Source organism: Microbacterium paraoxydans, assembly GCF_900105335.1.
GTDB classification, from domain to species: domain Bacteria; phylum Actinomycetota; class Actinomycetes; order Actinomycetales; family Microbacteriaceae; genus Microbacterium; species Microbacterium paraoxydans.
On the sequence record NZ_LT629770.1, the window covers coordinates 2,280,175 to 2,294,256 of the forward strand.

Genomic DNA, 14,082 nt, shown 5'->3' on the forward strand with positions numbered 1-14,082 from the left:
TGACCGCTAGGAGAACCGAGCGAACGCGAGCGAGATCGCAGCGAGCCCGACGGCGATGAGGGCCATGGCGGAGTACGAACCGGTGGCCACTGCGAGCAGCGGACCGAGTGCCGGGCCGAACGCTCCGACGAGCGTGATCGGAGCAGCGAAGATCCCGTTGATGGCGCCGTAGTTCTGGGTGCCCCAGCGATCCGCGACGGCGGAACCCTGAACAAGCGTCTGAGCGCCTCGCACCGCACCCGCAGCGATACCTATGGAGATCAGCAGCCACGGAGGCCCGGGAATCAGGGCCAGCAAGGTGAGAGAGATGACACTGAGGCCGGCGGTCACCGTGAGGGGGGCCCATGGTGGGGCAGTGTGCGGGACGGCGACGTAGAGGAGTCGCCCGATCACCTGACCGGCGCCGAGGAGTCCGAGAGCCCAGGCGGCGAGCTCGTAGCTCATGCCCTTCTCCATGAAGAGCGGGATGAGCGCGAGGGTCACGCTGAACAGCGCAGCAGCGAGAGCGAACATGGAGAGCTCGAGCATCCAGAATCGTCGCGTGCGCACGACCGTGCTCACCGTGTGAACCTCTGCGGCGTCGTCGTGGCGAACGGGTGACCAGGTGCGCTCCAGGCTGAACCAGTGCAGCGGCGCGGTGGTGAGAAGCAGGAAACCGGCGAGTATCAGGAACATGGTCCGCCAGTCGGTTATCGCCAGGAGTCCGGCGACAATCGGGGCGAAGATGGTGGAGGCGAGCCCGCCGGCCAACGTCAAGATCGTCATCGCCCCGCGGCGTCGAGCGTCGTACCGGCGAGCGATGACAGTGAACGCCGCCTGGTAGAGCACTGCCGATTGTGCGAGTCCTGCGATGACCCACCCCACTGTGAAGACTGCAAGGGTCGGTGCGAGAGCGACGAGCACGACGCCGAGCGGGCCGACGACGCTGCCAACAGTCATGATGAGGCGCGGCCCCCGCTCGTCGAGCCATTTCCCGACGAAAACGCCAGCGACAGCGGAGGCGACCAGGCCCGACGAGAACGACAGCGTGACCAGGGCCACCGGCCACCCGGTGTCATCCGCGACCGCGGGAGAGGCGACGATCAGTGCATAGAACAGGATTCCCCAACTGATGACCTGCCCCACCGACAGCGCGGCTAGCCGGCCGCCCAGGTGTGGCGAAGGGGCACTCGCTGAGGTCACACCGCGCGGAGAGAGTCGGCAGCGGCATCCATCGCGTCGCCGTTGAGAGCGAAGTACGCCCACTTGCCGCGCTGTTCACGCGTGACGAGGCCGGCGTCGGCGAGGAGCTTCATATGGTGCGACACCGTGCCCTGCGAAAGCCCCACGGGCTCGGTCAGATCGCAAATGCACGCCTCGCCGCCAGCCCCGGCGGCGATGAGAGACAGGAGCCTCACCCGCGTTGGATCGCCGAGCGCCTTGAACAGGCGTGCAACCCGCTCGGCATCCGCGACGGTCATGGAGGGGGTGATTGGCGGGACGCAGCAGCTGGTCGATTCGATTGTCGTTGGCAAGCTCACGCGACTAGTCTGGCACGTATTGACAATCTTCGATAGATAGGCGACAGTCTTCATATTGAAGTTTTTCGATTTGAGGAGATGTGATGTCTGAGCTTCCCGTCGTCGTCATCGGAGCAGGGCCGCAGGGCCTCGCCGCAGCGGCACACTTGGTCGAACGCGACGAGAATGTCCTCGTCGTCGAGCGCGGGCACGGCCCAGCAGCTGCAGTCTCCGAGTGGGGACACGTGCGCTTGTTCTCAGCGTGGCCAGAACTCACGGACGCCGCTGCGCGCCGCCTGCTCGAGCCCACGGGGTGGAGCGCACCCGACTCGGGGTATCCGACCGGCGCGCAGTGGGTCAGCGACTACCTGATGCCACTCGCGGATGTCCTGGGCGAGCGGATCCGCTACGCGACGACTGTCACCGGAGTCGCCCGCCAGGGCCGCGACAAAGTCGTCGACGCAGGCCGCCGGAGCCAGCCGTTCGTCGTCCACACTGTAGATGCCGCGGGCAACGAATCTCGCCTCCTCGCCCGCGCGGTCATCGATGCCAGTGGCACCTGGGGCCTGCCGAATCCCGCCGGGGCGGATGGGTTCCCGGCCCCCGGCGAAGCCGCGGCGTCCGATCTGATTTCGTACCGCATCCCATCCGATGTGTCGGACCTCGCCGGTTCGCACGTCGTGGTGGTCGGTGCGGGGCACTCAGCCACGCATGCCGTGCTGCGTCTGAGTGAGTTGGCCCGCCGGTCGCCGGGAACGCGCGTGACCTGGCTGCTACGCCGAGGGAGCGCCGCCAACGTCTTCGGCGGCGGAATCGGGGACGAGCTGCCGGAGCGTGCCGCGCTCGGTTCCCGCGCCCGCAAGGTGATCGACGAGGGGGTCGTCGATCTGGTGACAGGTTTCCGTGTCGCCGAGTTCCAGCACGGAGTCGATGGTCTGACGCTCGTCGCCGAAGATGGGCGCGAGGTGACGAATGTCGGGCGAGTATTCGCACTCACGGGCTTCCGCCCTGACACCGGGATGCTGCGAGAGCTCAGGATCGACCTCGATCCCACTCTCGAGGCGGTCGCAGGCATCGCTTCCGAGATCGACCCGAATATTCACTCCTGCGGATCGGTGCCCGCGACGGGCGCGAGAGAACTGGCGCAGCCGGAGCAAGGGTTCTTCATCGTCGGAGTGAAGTCCTACGGGCGAGCCCCAACGTTCCTCGCGTTGACTGGCTTCGAGCAGGTCCGTAGTGTCGCAGCTCACCTCGCTGGCGACCACGAGGCGGCCGCACGCAACGAACTCTCTCTCCCTGACACTGGTGTGTGCGGTGGATCCGGTGACTTCGATGACAATGCGGGAAGCTGCTGCGCGGCTCCCCAGACCCTGCAGATCGGCGCGCGGCCTGTCACTGTCGGCTGATTGCAACTCATGAGGGGTGGGGCTCCCGAACCGAGCCCCACCTCTCAGTACTTAGCTGACGAGCCGAGCCGCCAGACCACGCACCTTCGCGTCGATGGCGTCGCGGAGCTCGCGCACCCCGTCGGCCTCCCAGTTCGAGGGGTCCGGGAATGACCACTCGACCAGCTCTCCGTGCACCGCGCCAGGCAGCGGGAGGCCCGGTTTCATCAAGACCACGACATCGGCCGCGTTGAGATCATCCACTGTCACGGCCCGGGGCGTGGCCGCTGACGTGTCGATTCCGAGCTCGTGCAGCGTTGACGCGACGGCTGGGTTGATCGTTGCGGCTGGGGTGATTCCCGCACTCGTCGCGACAAGTCGCTCATCGCCGATGTGTGTCAGGAGATGGGCGCCGAGTTGGGAGCGCCCCGCATTGTGCTTGCATATGAACAGAACTGTCTTGGGCTGGGTCATCTGGGGTCCTCTGGCTTCCTGACTGTCTCGATTGCTCCACCTGCATGATCTGTGCGCCAGGTGAAGAGAAGGTGAACTCCGTCACCAACAGTTGCACTCGGTATCGATGAATGTCAATATAGACACATGTCGATTCAAGAGGTTGAGCTGGTCATCATCGGGTCCGGGCCTGCGGGCTACACCGCCGCGGTCTATGCCGCGCGTGCAGGCCTTGCCCCCGTGGTCCTCGCCGGTTCCTTGACCGCGGGCGGCGCGCTGATGACCACGACCGAGGTCGAGAACTTCCCCGGTTTCGTCGACGGCGTGCAGGGACCCGAACTGATGGAGTCGATGCGCGCTCAGGCCGAGCGCTTCGGTGCCCGCATCCTCCTCGACGACGCCATCCGGGTCGACCTCGACGGGCCTATCAAGACGGTCGAGACCGGCGCTGGAGAGACCTTCCTCGCCCGCGCCGTCATCCTCACCATGGGCTCCGCCTATCGCAAGCTCGGGTTGCCGGATGAGGATCGACTCACCGGTCACGGCGTCTCCTGGTGCGCCACCTGTGACGGCTTCTTCTTCCGTGAGCAGGAGATCGTCGTCGTCGGCGGCGGAGACTCCGCGATGGAGGAGGCACTGTTCCTCACCCGCTTCGCGTCGAAGGTCACCGTCCTGCACCGCCGTGACGAGTTCCGGGCCTCGAAGATCATGGCGCAGCGTGTGCTCGACCATCCGAAGATCGAGGTCGCATGGAACAGCGAGGTCGCCGGCCTCGTCGGCGCCGAGAAGGTCGAAGCCGTCACGCTACGCGACACCGTCACAGGCGCCGAGCGGACGATCTCGGCCACCGGAGTCTTCGTCGCCATCGGCCACGACCCGCGCTCCGAGATCGTCACCGGCCTCGTAGACACGGATGCCGACGGCTACGTGCTCGTCGAGCACCCCTCCACCCGCACGAACCTCGCGGGCGTCTTCGCCGCCGGCGACCTGGTCGACCACACGTACCGTCAGGCGATCACCGCTGCAGGCACCGGGTGCGCCGCAGCACAAGACGCCCAGCACTACCTCGCGGCGCGGGACGAGACCGTATCAGTACCCACCGAGACCGAGGAGGTCTTCGCATGAGCGCGCCCATCACTGTGACCGATGCCACTTTCCAGGCCGAGGTCATCGACTCCGAGATCCCCGTCGTCGTCGACATCTGGGCCACCTGGTGCGGGCCGTGCAAGCAGGTCGCACCCCTCTTGGATCAGCTCGCCGCCGAGTATGACGGCCGTGTGAAGATCGTCAAGCTCGACGCCGACCAGAACCCTGAGACGGTAGCCGCAGTCGGTGTCACGTCCATTCCCACACTCGGGCTCTACACGGGAGGCACGCGGGTCGACACACTCATCGGCGCCCACCCGAAGCCCATCATCGCCACGAAGATGGAGGCTCTCCTCGCATGAGCACCGCCACCGCACCCACTACCGTCCCGACCACAACGCGTCGTCTGTCGACCCTCGACCGCTGGTTGCCGCTCTGGATCGGTCTCGCCATGGTCGGCGGCATCGTCATCGGTCGCTTCATCCCCGGAGTCTCCGGTCTCCTAGCCGACCTCGAGGTCGGTGGAATCTCGATTCCCATCGCCCTCGGCCTACTGGTGATGATGTACCCGGTTCTCGCCAAGGTCCGCTACGACAAGGTCGCCGCGGTCACCGGAGACAAGAAGCTGCTCATCTCCTCCCTGGTGCTCAACTGGCTCGTCGGACCGGCGCTCATGTTCGTTCTCGCCTGGGCTCTCCTCCCGGACCTACCTGAGTACCGCACCGGGCTCATCATCGTCGGCCTCGCCCGCTGCATCGCCATGGTCGTCATCTGGAATGACCTCGCGTGTGGTGACCGGGAAGCCGCGGCAGTGCTCGTCGCCATCAACTCGGTGTTCCAGGTCATCGCCTTCTCGCTGCTCGGCTGGTTCTACTTGACGGTTCTCCCCGGCTGGCTCGGGCTCGACTCCCAAGGCCTCGAGATCTCGGTCTGGCAGATCGCGCTGAACGTGCTGATCTTCCTCGGCATACCCCTCGTCGCCGGATTCGCCTCCCGCTTCATCGGGGAGCGGACGAAGGGACGCGACTGGTACGAAGACCGCTTCCTCCCGAAGATCGGCCCCTGGGCCCTCTACGGTCTCCTCTTCACCATCGTGCTGCTGTTCGCGCTCCAGGGCGAACAGGTCACCAGCCGCCCCTGGGACGTCGCTCGGATCGCACTCCCGTTGCTGGCGTACTTCGGGATCATGTGGTTTATCGGCCTCTTCACCGGCAAGGCGCTGGGGCTCGGATACGCACGCTCGTCGACGCTGGCATTCACCGCAGCGGGCAACAACTTCGAGCTCGCCATCGCCGTCGCCATCGGCACCTTCGGCGCGACCTCCGGCCAGGCCCTTGCCGGGGTCGTCGGCCCGCTCATCGAAGTTCCTGTTCTCGTCGGACTCGTCTATGTCTCTCTCTGGGCAGCCCGACGCTGGTTCCACACCGATCCATTCACCGCTGAAAGGATGTAGACATGAACGCCGTGCTGACCACCCAGGGTGACACCTGCAGTCCCGTCGCCAGCCACGCAATCGGCGTCGATGCGGCCACCTCGGTCGCCTCTACTCTGAAGGCGCTGTCGGATCCGCTCCGTCTTCGGATGCTGTCTGCCATCGCATCCGACCCTCGAGGGGAGTCGTGCGTCTGCGATCTCGCCGAGCTCGCCGAGGTTTCCCAGCCGACGGTCTCTCACCATCTGAAGGTGCTCAAGGACGTCGATGTCCTCACCTCGGAGCGGCGTGGAACCTGGGTCTGGTATCGGATCAACCCGAACCTGCGCAGCGCCGTCACGGCCCTGCTGGAATCCTTCGCGCCCGCGACGCTCGCACCGTGGAGTGTCTCTGACGGCCGCGATGAGCCGCGGCCCGACTTCGACGCGCGGGTGACCCATCTCGCAGATGAACTCGCAGCAGAAGTCCCCGAGCTCGACCCCAATGTCGTGCTCACCATCGTCCGCGAGTCCTACACCGCCCTCGCCCGCACCGCGCGAGTCACCTCAGCACTCGTGCCACTGACCGAACGCTTCGCACGTCAGCGACTCGCCGACCTCACACGGGACCGCGACTCTGCTGTGCCCCAGGTGCTCTTCGTCTGTGTCGCCAACGCGGGGCGTTCGCAGCTCGCCGCCGCGCTCGTCAACAAGATGGCGGGCGGCAAGGTCGTGGCTCGCTCGGCAGGATCGGCTCCTGCCGACGTCATCCATCCTCACGTCCGGTCGATTCTCGCCGAGATCGAAGGTGACGCTGCCGTCGAGCGCTTTCCGAAGCCGCTCACCGATGATGCCGTCCGTGCGGCGGACGTCGTCATCACGATGGGCTGCGGAGATGTCTGCCCGATCATCCCCGGCGTCCGTTACGACGACTGGGCAGTCGGCGATCCTGCTCTCGCATCGCGTGACGGTGTCGAAGCCATCCGTGACGACATCGCCGGCCGCGTGCGCGCGCTCGTCGAAGACCTTCTCCCTTGACCAACCCCTCGCACCAGGAGCAACCATGACTGACACGACCACCAAGCCCTCCGTTCTCTTCGTCTGCGTCCACAACGCCGGACGCTCGCAGATGGCCGCCGGATTCCTCCGCGACATCGCCGGCGACCGCATTGAGGTCCGCTCCGCCGGCTCCATGCCCGCCGACCAGATCAACCCGACTGCCGTCGAAGCGATGAATGAACTCGGGATCGACATCACCGCCGAGCAGCCCAAGATCCTGACGACCGAGGCCGTGCAGGCATCCGATGTCGTCATCACGATGGGATGCGGTGACGCCTGCCCGTTCTTCCCCGGCAAGCGCTACGAGGACTGGAAGCTCGACGACCCGGCCGGCCAGGGCATCGACGCCGTGCGTCCCATCCGTGACGACATCAAGGCGCGAATCGAGCAGCTGGTGAGCGAACTCGTCTAACGAGGGGAATGTGCTCGCCGATCCGGGATGCTTTCGTCAGTGATCGAATCGGGAGCTCGAGTCTCTCGATCACTCCCGATTCGCTCGTGTCAGCGTCAGCGCCAAACAGAGAGCTAGCGCTGGATGCGAGGAGGACTCAGCGCCACGAGTAAAACCCCAGACGAGGTTCGCATCGGGTCCTGTTACTACTTGCGACATTCGGGGCAGTGGGCGTGAGGTCTGCGGGTTCTGGTCTGAATCGTGGACGGCCACGAGTATCCGCACGCACAGATCCACATGACTTTTCGACCCGACCCGACGGTGACCTCGGTAGGAGAGAGGGCGTTCGCTGGGTCCCATTGCTTGGCGAGGTCGGGGCGCAGAGTCGCAAGGTCGTTCTCGCCAGGGATGGGCAGCTTTCCTGCGCAGTAGGGGCAGCCGTGGCCGCACGTCCGATTCTTGACTGTCGCCGGCCACGAGTGGTTGCGATGGCAGTTCCATGACACCTTCACGTGGGATGAGACTGTGACCTGATTCGGTGAGCAGTCGTTGCTGGGATCCCATTGAGCGGCGATGTCTGGCCGAAGCGTTGCGAGGTCGGTTGTACCAGGGATGGCAACGCGGCCGGAGCATGAGGGGCAACCTGAGCCAGCGTGTCGGTTGGCGACTGTCGCTGGCCAGGTGTGACCCTTCACGCAGCGCCATCGGGCTTCGTATTGGCTGCTGACGGTCACTTCGGACGGTGTCCGGTCGTTCGCGCCTGCTTTGTGGTCCCATTCCGAAGCCAAGTGAGGGTCGAGAGTTCCCAAGTCATTGAATCCTGCCAAGACGACGCGATTCGCGCACACGGGGCAGCCCGTCTTGTCCTTCGTACGGCCCCAGACGGGGAGTTCCCACCTGTGACCCAGCGCGCAACGCCATACTGCGGGGAAATCCGAACCCGCGGTGACCTCGCAAGGAGTCTTGGAGTTCACGTGGTCCCACTGTTCGGCGAGTTGAGGGTGGGTGGTGGCGAGGTCGTTGAAACCAGCGAGGGTGCGTTGGTTGGAGCAGTACGGACACCCGTGTCCTGAGCAACGGTCGCCGACAGCCGCGTCCCAGCTATGGTCGCAGGGGCCGTGCCACCAGACCACACGGTCTGATCCGGGGGTGACTGTCTCCGGTGTGATGGAACTGTCGTTGCGTTGGTAGTCCCACTCTGCTGCGAGGCCGGGGTGAAGAGTGACTAAGTCTGTTTCACCCGGTATCGCCCGGCTGCCGGCGCAATAGGGGCAGCCGCTTTCTAGCGTGGTGCGGGAGCGCACCTGGGCAGGCCAGGTGTGCTGTCGAGCCGCACACCGCCAGTTAATTTTCCGTGCGGAGGTGACGCTGACGTGATGGGGGCCCCCGCGGTTGACTCCTGGGGTGGTGTCCCATTCCGCGGCGATGTCTGGCCGCAGGGTGCCGAGGTCGGTATGTCCAGGCCAGAAGTCCATGCCGATGCAGTATGAGCAGTTCGTTTTGGCAAAGCCTCGCACGTGGGGGCTTGCTTCCCAGGAGTGCCCCTCTTCGCACAACCACCAGGCTTTGTGGGAGACATCTACTCCCGACCAGGGGTCTCGGGTGGGCGGGTTGCGATCCCAGTCCCATTCGGAGATGGCTTTCGGGTGTCGGAGGATCCATAGCGGGTAGTTGGCGGTGGCGTCGAGGATGCGGGGGACGTCGACGGTGTCGAGGGCGGGTTCCAGGGGGCGGAACTTCGTGGGGATGGTGTGGCGGCGGAGGGGTCGGAGCCAGAGAACCACCCGTTCGACGAGGATGTCGCTGTTGGCGATGCCCAACGTTGCGTTGATGTCGAGTCGTAGATCTGCCGCCGGCTGAGTGCGCCATCGTGCGCAGTGCGAACGATTGGACAAGATCTGCAGAACGCGCACCGTCGCGCGGTACAGATGTGCGCGGCGATCGATCTCGCGTACCGCGCTCATCAAGGACGGATCCTGCCCGGTCTCTCCGTTCTGGGCGGAGAGCATGTCGTTGTCGCGCACCATGGCCCACACTTGACTGTGCAGTTGCGTGGTGACTCGACCAGTAGCGACGAGTCGACGGAAGGAGAGTTCCGCGTTCCGAAGCGTGGGATCGAAGGGAACGATCACCTGGGTATCGAGTTCCGTTCCGGGACCGACCCACACCATCTGCCCCGGGTGTCGGAGACAGAAGTTTTCCCGATCGTGGGGAATCTGCTCGATCGTCTCCCCGGCACTGCATAGGCGGCACAGGAAGCGCTGCGGATAGGCCCGTGTGGAGTCCGGTTGCGCTAGACGTTTCATGCGGAGGTAATGACCGGCCGGGCGCCCTGCCGTCGCCTCGACCGTCCGAGCGGCCGCTTCATCGTCGATCCAGACGCGGTGGATGTTCGGTTGCGCTCGGCTGGTCAGCGCCCTCTCGGCGAAATCGAACGGCACTCCTGCGGCGTGGCATTGCCGCTGCGCGTAGGAGCGTGGCGTCTCAAGATGATGCCACTTGGGTCGTTTCGCCCACGCCTGCGTGCTGATCATGCGGCGTCCACCAAGTCGTCAAGGGTGACGTTGTGTGTGTTGAGCGTGGTGCGCCGGAGAGTGTCGAGAACCCCGAAGAGTCGCTCGCGGGTTACGGTCTCCGAGGTGCGCGATTCGTCGCGCAAGATGGACGCGACTAGGCGGTCCACGATCATCGCGAGAACGGCGAGTTTCCCGTCGGCGGCGTGGACTAGCGTGCCGGCGTTGCGGGTGAGAAGGCCGTGGGCGTGCCCGCATAGTGGTAGGAAGCTGTCGAAGGTGGCGACCCATTTGATCCATTGTTCGAAGTCCTCTTGGACGGCGGGGTCGATCTTGTCGAGTGTGACGAAGTCACATCGTGCGCTGACTTGCAGGCCGTCGCCCGTCTTGAATGCTTGGTCGAGATTGATTCCAACCAGGACGACGGTCGCACAAGACTCGTTCTGGAGGGCTTTGATGACACTGGAGGGTTCAGTCCCGCCGAGCTTGTGCGCTTCGTCAATCACGAGCAGCTTCGTGCCGTGACGGTGGAGGGCCTCGACGGCAAGCTTCCTCAGCCTGTCGGTGGCGATCTGTTTGGGGAGAACGATGGTGGGGGCGAGAAACTCCACGATCTGGGCAAGGAGAGCTTTTCCGGTCGAGTGTTCGGTCATCTCCACCCAGACGACCGGTGCGTCTCCGTCTCTGAGGTAGTCGGGGTGTTGGGCTGCGTGTCTGCGTTCTACGGATCGAGCCAACAGGAGAGCGAGCTCTGTCTTGCCGGAGAACATCGGCGCGGATATCATCAGCCCGCGCCGCGAGTTCTTCAGCCGAGGGTTGATCCGGATGAGGTCCTCCAGAATGCGAGCGCAGACCGCTTGCTCGCGTGTCTTCACCCTCAGCGTCAGCCGGAGAAAGTCTTCGCGAGCTTGGTCGTATAGCTCTCGAGCTTCACTGTCCAGATCTCTGTACTGACGGAAGGTGATCTTCGGCGGGGATGCGGGCTCGGCGTCGAATGCTTCTCGAAGCCCTGCAAGGCTGGTCTTGCGGTCATGGTGGAGGACGAGTGGGGTGATCTTCATGAATCAAGCTCCTCTGCTTGCGCGAGATCTATGTCGGGGGATGTCCAATCGATGGTGCTGATGTCGACGGGTTTGGCCCATTGCCGTAGTGGGATCGGTGTCGTTGTCGAGGGGCCTGGTTCACGTTGCGCTTCGACCTTGAGGCGCTGTTGCTCCCGTTTGTGCTGGGTGCGCTTCCGTTTGTCTCCTCGTTCGCGACTTTCGACGTGGTCGATCCACTCGCGGCGGCGGTCGGGATCGTCGATTGCGGCGTCGGGGTATCGGGCAAGGAGTTTCATGTCGATCTCGGCGACCATCGGTGCTGTCTTCTCCCGCAGAGCGATGTCCCAGCACTCGATCCACACACCGGTTTCTGGGTGACGCACCCAGACGGCATTGGCGTTGTAGGGGTCGAAGCTCACTGGGAATTTCCTGGCTTTCGCGGATCCCGGTTCAGCGCCCGTGAGGGAGCGATTGCGGAGATCTTCCAGGTGGGATGAGTCGTAGCGGCGATTGTGGAGTTCGATCCCTGCACGACCGATCATGCGCCGTTCCGTGGGCAAGAGCGCGAGGTACTCCTCAACTCCGAAAGGCACCGGGACGCCGGGTCCTACAGCGAACAGTTCGGTGTACATCTGATTCGGGGTGAAGATGCGCCCTGGGGAGCTCGTCGACTTCAAGCCACGGTGAGGCCTGTTCAGGTAGATGTTCGTTATCCAGCTGTCGAGGATGAGGCGAAGCGAATCCAGGGTGAGGGTGGGGTCGTCTTTGGCGGCCCGATGGGCGACGGAGTTCCCCACGAAACCGGCCAGCCATGCGGCGAAGTCTGTCGAGAGGGTGCCGAAGTTGCGCTCTACGTGTGGCTTTACCGTCGGCGTTCTGGAGGGGGCAAGTTCCCTGTGGATTCCGTACGCGCTGCAGGCATCTCTGAACGTGCGGGACCGAAAATCTGCTCCGCCGTCGATAGTGATCGATCGCGGGAAGATCCACGGGAGGGCCAGAGAATCGTCAGTGAGGTAGGGGTTCACCTGCTTCATCAGGTCAGAAGGCAACGTGGCTGATCCCGCGAGGGTGGCTGCTCCCGAACCAGGTACGGCTTTGCGCCCGATGACAGCCCGGGCGAGCAGGAGTGCATGGTCGAATCCGCCAGGGCTGTCCGCGTGAATCGCCCAAGCGAGCGGTACCCGGCTTGCGACATCGAGAAGCACGGTGAGTGTCGGCCGGAACTCACTGTTCTCATCCCAGACGAGAACGTCGAGTTTCGTTGAATCGATCTCGCATCGCTCCCCAAGTTGATAGGCAGCCCCGGAGTAGTACTGACGCTTGGGGCTGTTATCGGTGTTTCGCCGGGTGGTCGCTTTGTCGAAGCTGTAACGGCCGGCCGCCCGCTCGTTGATGTAGCCCTGGAGGGTGCGAGCCTTGATCTCGCATAGAGGATCGCCCGGGTAAGTGGTCTCGAGCTCTCGCCTCACCAAGACAGCGCACCGGCGTTTGCTGCTCGTCGACTTGTCCGTTTGGCGATCGAGGAATCGATCGATGATCGTCACCAGCCGTGCATCTGCCCGGCTGATGGAGAGTCGCTGCTCGCCCTTGCGATGCATGCGGGCATTCAGCCCGGCTGCACCGTCTTGCTGGTACGTCTTCCACAGGAGGTGTAAGGTGCTGCGCGCTCGCCCAAGTGACGTGCCTTTTAGCTCGAGCAGCTTCGCGTCAACGCGTGCGTTCTGAGTTGTCAGCGCAGGGTCGTATTGTGCCCGAGAAGCGGAGGCCAACGGATCCATCGGCCTGCCCGTGAACGCCTCAAGGAGATGGGCTTCCATATCGCATACGTCGGTCGGCCATGCATCCCCGTCCGGTCGAAGAGATACGCTGCGATCCCGTTGGGCTGTTCCGGCCTGGAGCAGGAACTCGTCTACGGACATGATCAGGTGTCGATCGGGCGCGTGTTCAGAGCGGAGCTTCACCTCCAGGCCAGGAATGATGTGGACCCAGACCCAGCTCTCGCCGTCAATCTCGAAAGAGTCTCCGAGCTTCAGTTTGCGTTCATCGGACACTGATCGCGTCCGTTCTCTCCCGATGTGCGGTAGTCAGTAGCGTGTTGCTATTGAATACGGACGACAAGTCGAGCGCGAGAAGTCTGCGCCAGGCGAGGTTGTCAACCCATGCGCACGCTAGAAGCGGGCAATCTGGAGACGCCAGCTCACACAACTCCCGGCGTGTTTTGCCCTGAGTAGCTGCGTCGAGGATCTTGTCCTCGATGTCCGCCGACGGCCTGCAACGGTCATGACGCGACGCCGACAACCATTCGACCACGCGAGTCGCATGGACGCTGTGACCGGAGAGCACCTCGTAGTGCCAGCCGAGCGTTGCCGACAGCCGTGCGGTTTCATCGAACTGCAGTTGCACGGACTCGTCGATGCGTTCCTTCGGCTTCACATCTCGGACGGCGTAGGAGCCGTCCGACATCTGCAACAAGAAATCCGGCACGTGCCAATGACCGGCCATCGGTGAGCGGACGCCGAACACCACGCCAAACGGCTGCGACCACACCCTTTCGACCTGTCCGGCAAAATCGAGCCACATCAACTCGTCGCGCTCGAACTGAGACTCACACCACACGTGGCTGCGGGTGCGACTCCAGAAGTACTCAGATCCTGTGAAGAAGTGGCTGGCGCCCTTCGATACTCGAACCTTCATGGGGTCGATGACAGACCAATCCAAACGGCCGAGACTTCGGTCGACCGGTGCGAACGAGGTGTTGTTCGCATAGCCAGTCTCCGAACGATGATCACGCGGCACCCAGTGCAGCTCCGACTCTTTCGAGAACCGTCGACGAGCGATCATCCGTGCGATCTCAGCTGGCTTCATCATCACTCCCGGAGGGAGGCGGAGTGCCGGTAGGCACATCTTCGTCGCCTGCGCCCAGGATCAGCCCGGTCGGCTTCGACGGGCTTCCGACACACCGGCGCGGACCGGATATCGTTCGATCTGATCTCGAGTGGCCCGACGTGAAGCGAGAACCGCATCGTTGGTCGCCCGATGTCACTCGGGACTCCACCGGCTTCCGTCGCAAGGTCTAGGCAACGCAAGGCCAGACTTGAACGAACGAGGGGAAAGCTCCCCCACTAGCCTTCGGGTGAACAGTACTCGCCGCCGGCTTCCGGTGAACATTGCCGGCTCCGGCGCTGCGGCAGACATTGAGATGCCGGTCGGCGTTGCCGCCCGGGCGCTCACGCCTTGGCGTCC

The 14,082-nt window shown here is 64.2% G+C and carries 13 protein-coding genes; 6 read left to right on the plus strand and 7 right to left on the minus strand.

Going from position 1 to position 14,082, the window contains the following annotated elements:
* Nucleotides 1-6: 6 nt before the first annotated feature.
* The gene (locus BLU02_RS11280) at nt 7-1,125 is read right to left on the minus strand and encodes an MFS transporter (protein ID WP_051662430.1); all 1,119 of its coding nucleotides are present in this window, start codon (nt 1,123-1,125) and stop codon (nt 7-9) included.
* A 53-nt stretch (nt 1,126-1,178) separates the two neighbouring features.
* On the minus strand, nt 1,179-1,574 hold the full coding sequence (locus BLU02_RS11285) for an ArsR/SmtB family transcription factor (RefSeq protein WP_174521422.1): 396 nt from the start codon (nt 1,572-1,574) through the stop codon (nt 1,179-1,181).
* 29 nt (nt 1,575-1,603) lie between these two features.
* On the opposite strand from BLU02_RS11285, the gene BLU02_RS11290 reads away from it, so the two are divergent.
* Entirely contained in the window at nt 1,604-2,905 is a 1,302-nt protein-coding gene (locus BLU02_RS11290) for an NAD(P)-binding domain-containing protein (RefSeq protein WP_060921752.1), read from the plus strand.
* A 51-nt stretch (nt 2,906-2,956) separates the two neighbouring features.
* Here BLU02_RS11290 and BLU02_RS11295 read toward each other — a convergent pair whose 3' ends face one another.
* Nucleotides 2,957-3,358, minus strand: a complete 402-nt coding sequence (locus tag BLU02_RS11295; protein WP_029264075.1) for an arsenate-mycothiol transferase ArsC — start codon at nt 3,356-3,358, stop codon at nt 2,957-2,959.
* 126 nt (nt 3,359-3,484) lie between these two features.
* Here BLU02_RS11295 and trxB point away from each other — a divergent pair, with 126 nt between their 5' ends.
* Genes trxB through BLU02_RS11320 form a run of 5 tightly spaced genes read left to right on the plus strand, consistent with a single transcriptional unit; the run spans nt 3,485 to nt 7,304 of the window.
* Entirely contained in the window at nt 3,485-4,462 is a 978-nt protein-coding gene (gene trxB / locus BLU02_RS11300; RefSeq protein ID WP_029264076.1) for a thioredoxin-disulfide reductase, read from the plus strand.
* Nucleotides 4,459-4,785, plus strand: a complete 327-nt coding sequence (trxA, locus tag BLU02_RS11305) for a thioredoxin (RefSeq protein WP_060921753.1) — start codon at nt 4,459-4,461, stop codon at nt 4,783-4,785. Before trxB ends, trxA begins: the two co-directional genes overlap by 4 nt.
* A complete protein-coding gene (gene arsB, locus BLU02_RS11310) occupies nt 4,782-5,876 on the plus strand; it encodes an ACR3 family arsenite efflux transporter (RefSeq protein WP_042538305.1) in 1,095 nt (364 codons plus the stop codon). The genes trxA and arsB overlap by 4 nt, the downstream gene beginning before the upstream one ends.
* Before the next feature lie 2 nt (nt 5,877-5,878).
* Entirely contained in the window at nt 5,879-6,871 is a 993-nt protein-coding gene (locus BLU02_RS11315; protein ID WP_029264079.1) for a metalloregulator ArsR/SmtB family transcription factor, read from the plus strand.
* 25 nt (nt 6,872-6,896) lie between these two features.
* On the plus strand, nt 6,897-7,304 hold the full coding sequence (locus BLU02_RS11320) for an arsenate reductase ArsC (protein ID WP_029264080.1): 408 nt from the start codon (nt 6,897-6,899) through the stop codon (nt 7,302-7,304).
* 185 nt (nt 7,305-7,489) lie between these two features.
* Here the strand turns inward: BLU02_RS11320 and BLU02_RS11325 are convergent, their stop codons facing one another.
* Genes BLU02_RS11325 through BLU02_RS11340 form a run of 4 tightly spaced genes read right to left on the minus strand, consistent with a single transcriptional unit; the run spans nt 7,490 to nt 13,707 of the window.
* The gene (locus BLU02_RS11325) at nt 7,490-9,817 is read right to left on the minus strand and encodes a zinc-ribbon domain-containing protein (protein ID WP_082750001.1); all 2,328 of its coding nucleotides are present in this window, start codon (nt 9,815-9,817) and stop codon (nt 7,490-7,492) included.
* Complete coding sequence (locus BLU02_RS11330) at nt 9,814-10,857, minus strand: TniB family NTP-binding protein (RefSeq protein WP_017201943.1); 1,044 nt, start codon at nt 10,855-10,857, stop codon at nt 9,814-9,816. The genes BLU02_RS11325 and BLU02_RS11330 overlap by 4 nt, the downstream gene beginning before the upstream one ends.
* Nucleotides 10,854-12,890, minus strand: a complete 2,037-nt coding sequence (locus BLU02_RS11335) for a TnsB C-terminal domain-containing protein (protein WP_060921754.1) — start codon at nt 12,888-12,890, stop codon at nt 10,854-10,856. Before BLU02_RS11335 ends, BLU02_RS11330 begins: the two co-directional genes overlap by 4 nt.
* The gene (locus tag BLU02_RS11340) at nt 12,880-13,707 is read right to left on the minus strand and encodes a TnsA-like heteromeric transposase endonuclease subunit (RefSeq protein WP_164743619.1); all 828 of its coding nucleotides are present in this window, start codon (nt 13,705-13,707) and stop codon (nt 12,880-12,882) included. The genes BLU02_RS11335 and BLU02_RS11340 overlap by 11 nt, the downstream gene beginning before the upstream one ends.
* Nucleotides 13,708-14,082: the final 375 nt, after the last annotated feature.

Bases quoted from the DNA above. Each gene is read 5' to 3' on its own strand.
- trxB (WP_029264076.1), top strand. From the start codon at position 3,485: ATGTCGATTCAAGAGGTTGAGCTGGTCATCATCGGGTCCGGGCCTGCG.
- BLU02_RS11290 (WP_060921752.1), top strand. From the start codon at position 1,604: ATGTCTGAGCTTCCCGTCGTCGTCATCGGAGCAGGGCCGCAGGGCCTC.
- BLU02_RS11330 (WP_017201943.1), bottom strand. From the start codon at position 10,857: ATGAAGATCACCCCACTCGTCCTCCACCATGACCGCAAGACCAGCCTT.
- BLU02_RS11325 (WP_082750001.1), bottom strand. From the start codon at position 9,817: ATGATCAGCACGCAGGCGTGGGCGAAACGACCCAAGTGGCATCATCTT.
- BLU02_RS11320 (WP_029264080.1), top strand. From the start codon at position 6,897: ATGACTGACACGACCACCAAGCCCTCCGTTCTCTTCGTCTGCGTCCAC.
- BLU02_RS11315 (WP_029264079.1), top strand. From the start codon at position 5,879: ATGAACGCCGTGCTGACCACCCAGGGTGACACCTGCAGTCCCGTCGCC.
- BLU02_RS11295 (WP_029264075.1), bottom strand. From the start codon at position 3,358: ATGACCCAGCCCAAGACAGTTCTGTTCATATGCAAGCACAATGCGGGG.
- BLU02_RS11285 (WP_174521422.1), bottom strand. From the start codon at position 1,574: ATGAAGACTGTCGCCTATCTATCGAAGATTGTCAATACGTGCCAGACT.
- arsB (WP_042538305.1), top strand. From the start codon at position 4,782: ATGAGCACCGCCACCGCACCCACTACCGTCCCGACCACAACGCGTCGT.
- trxA (WP_060921753.1), top strand. From the start codon at position 4,459: ATGAGCGCGCCCATCACTGTGACCGATGCCACTTTCCAGGCCGAGGTC.
- BLU02_RS11340 (WP_164743619.1), bottom strand. From the start codon at position 13,707: ATGATGAAGCCAGCTGAGATCGCACGGATGATCGCTCGTCGACGGTTC.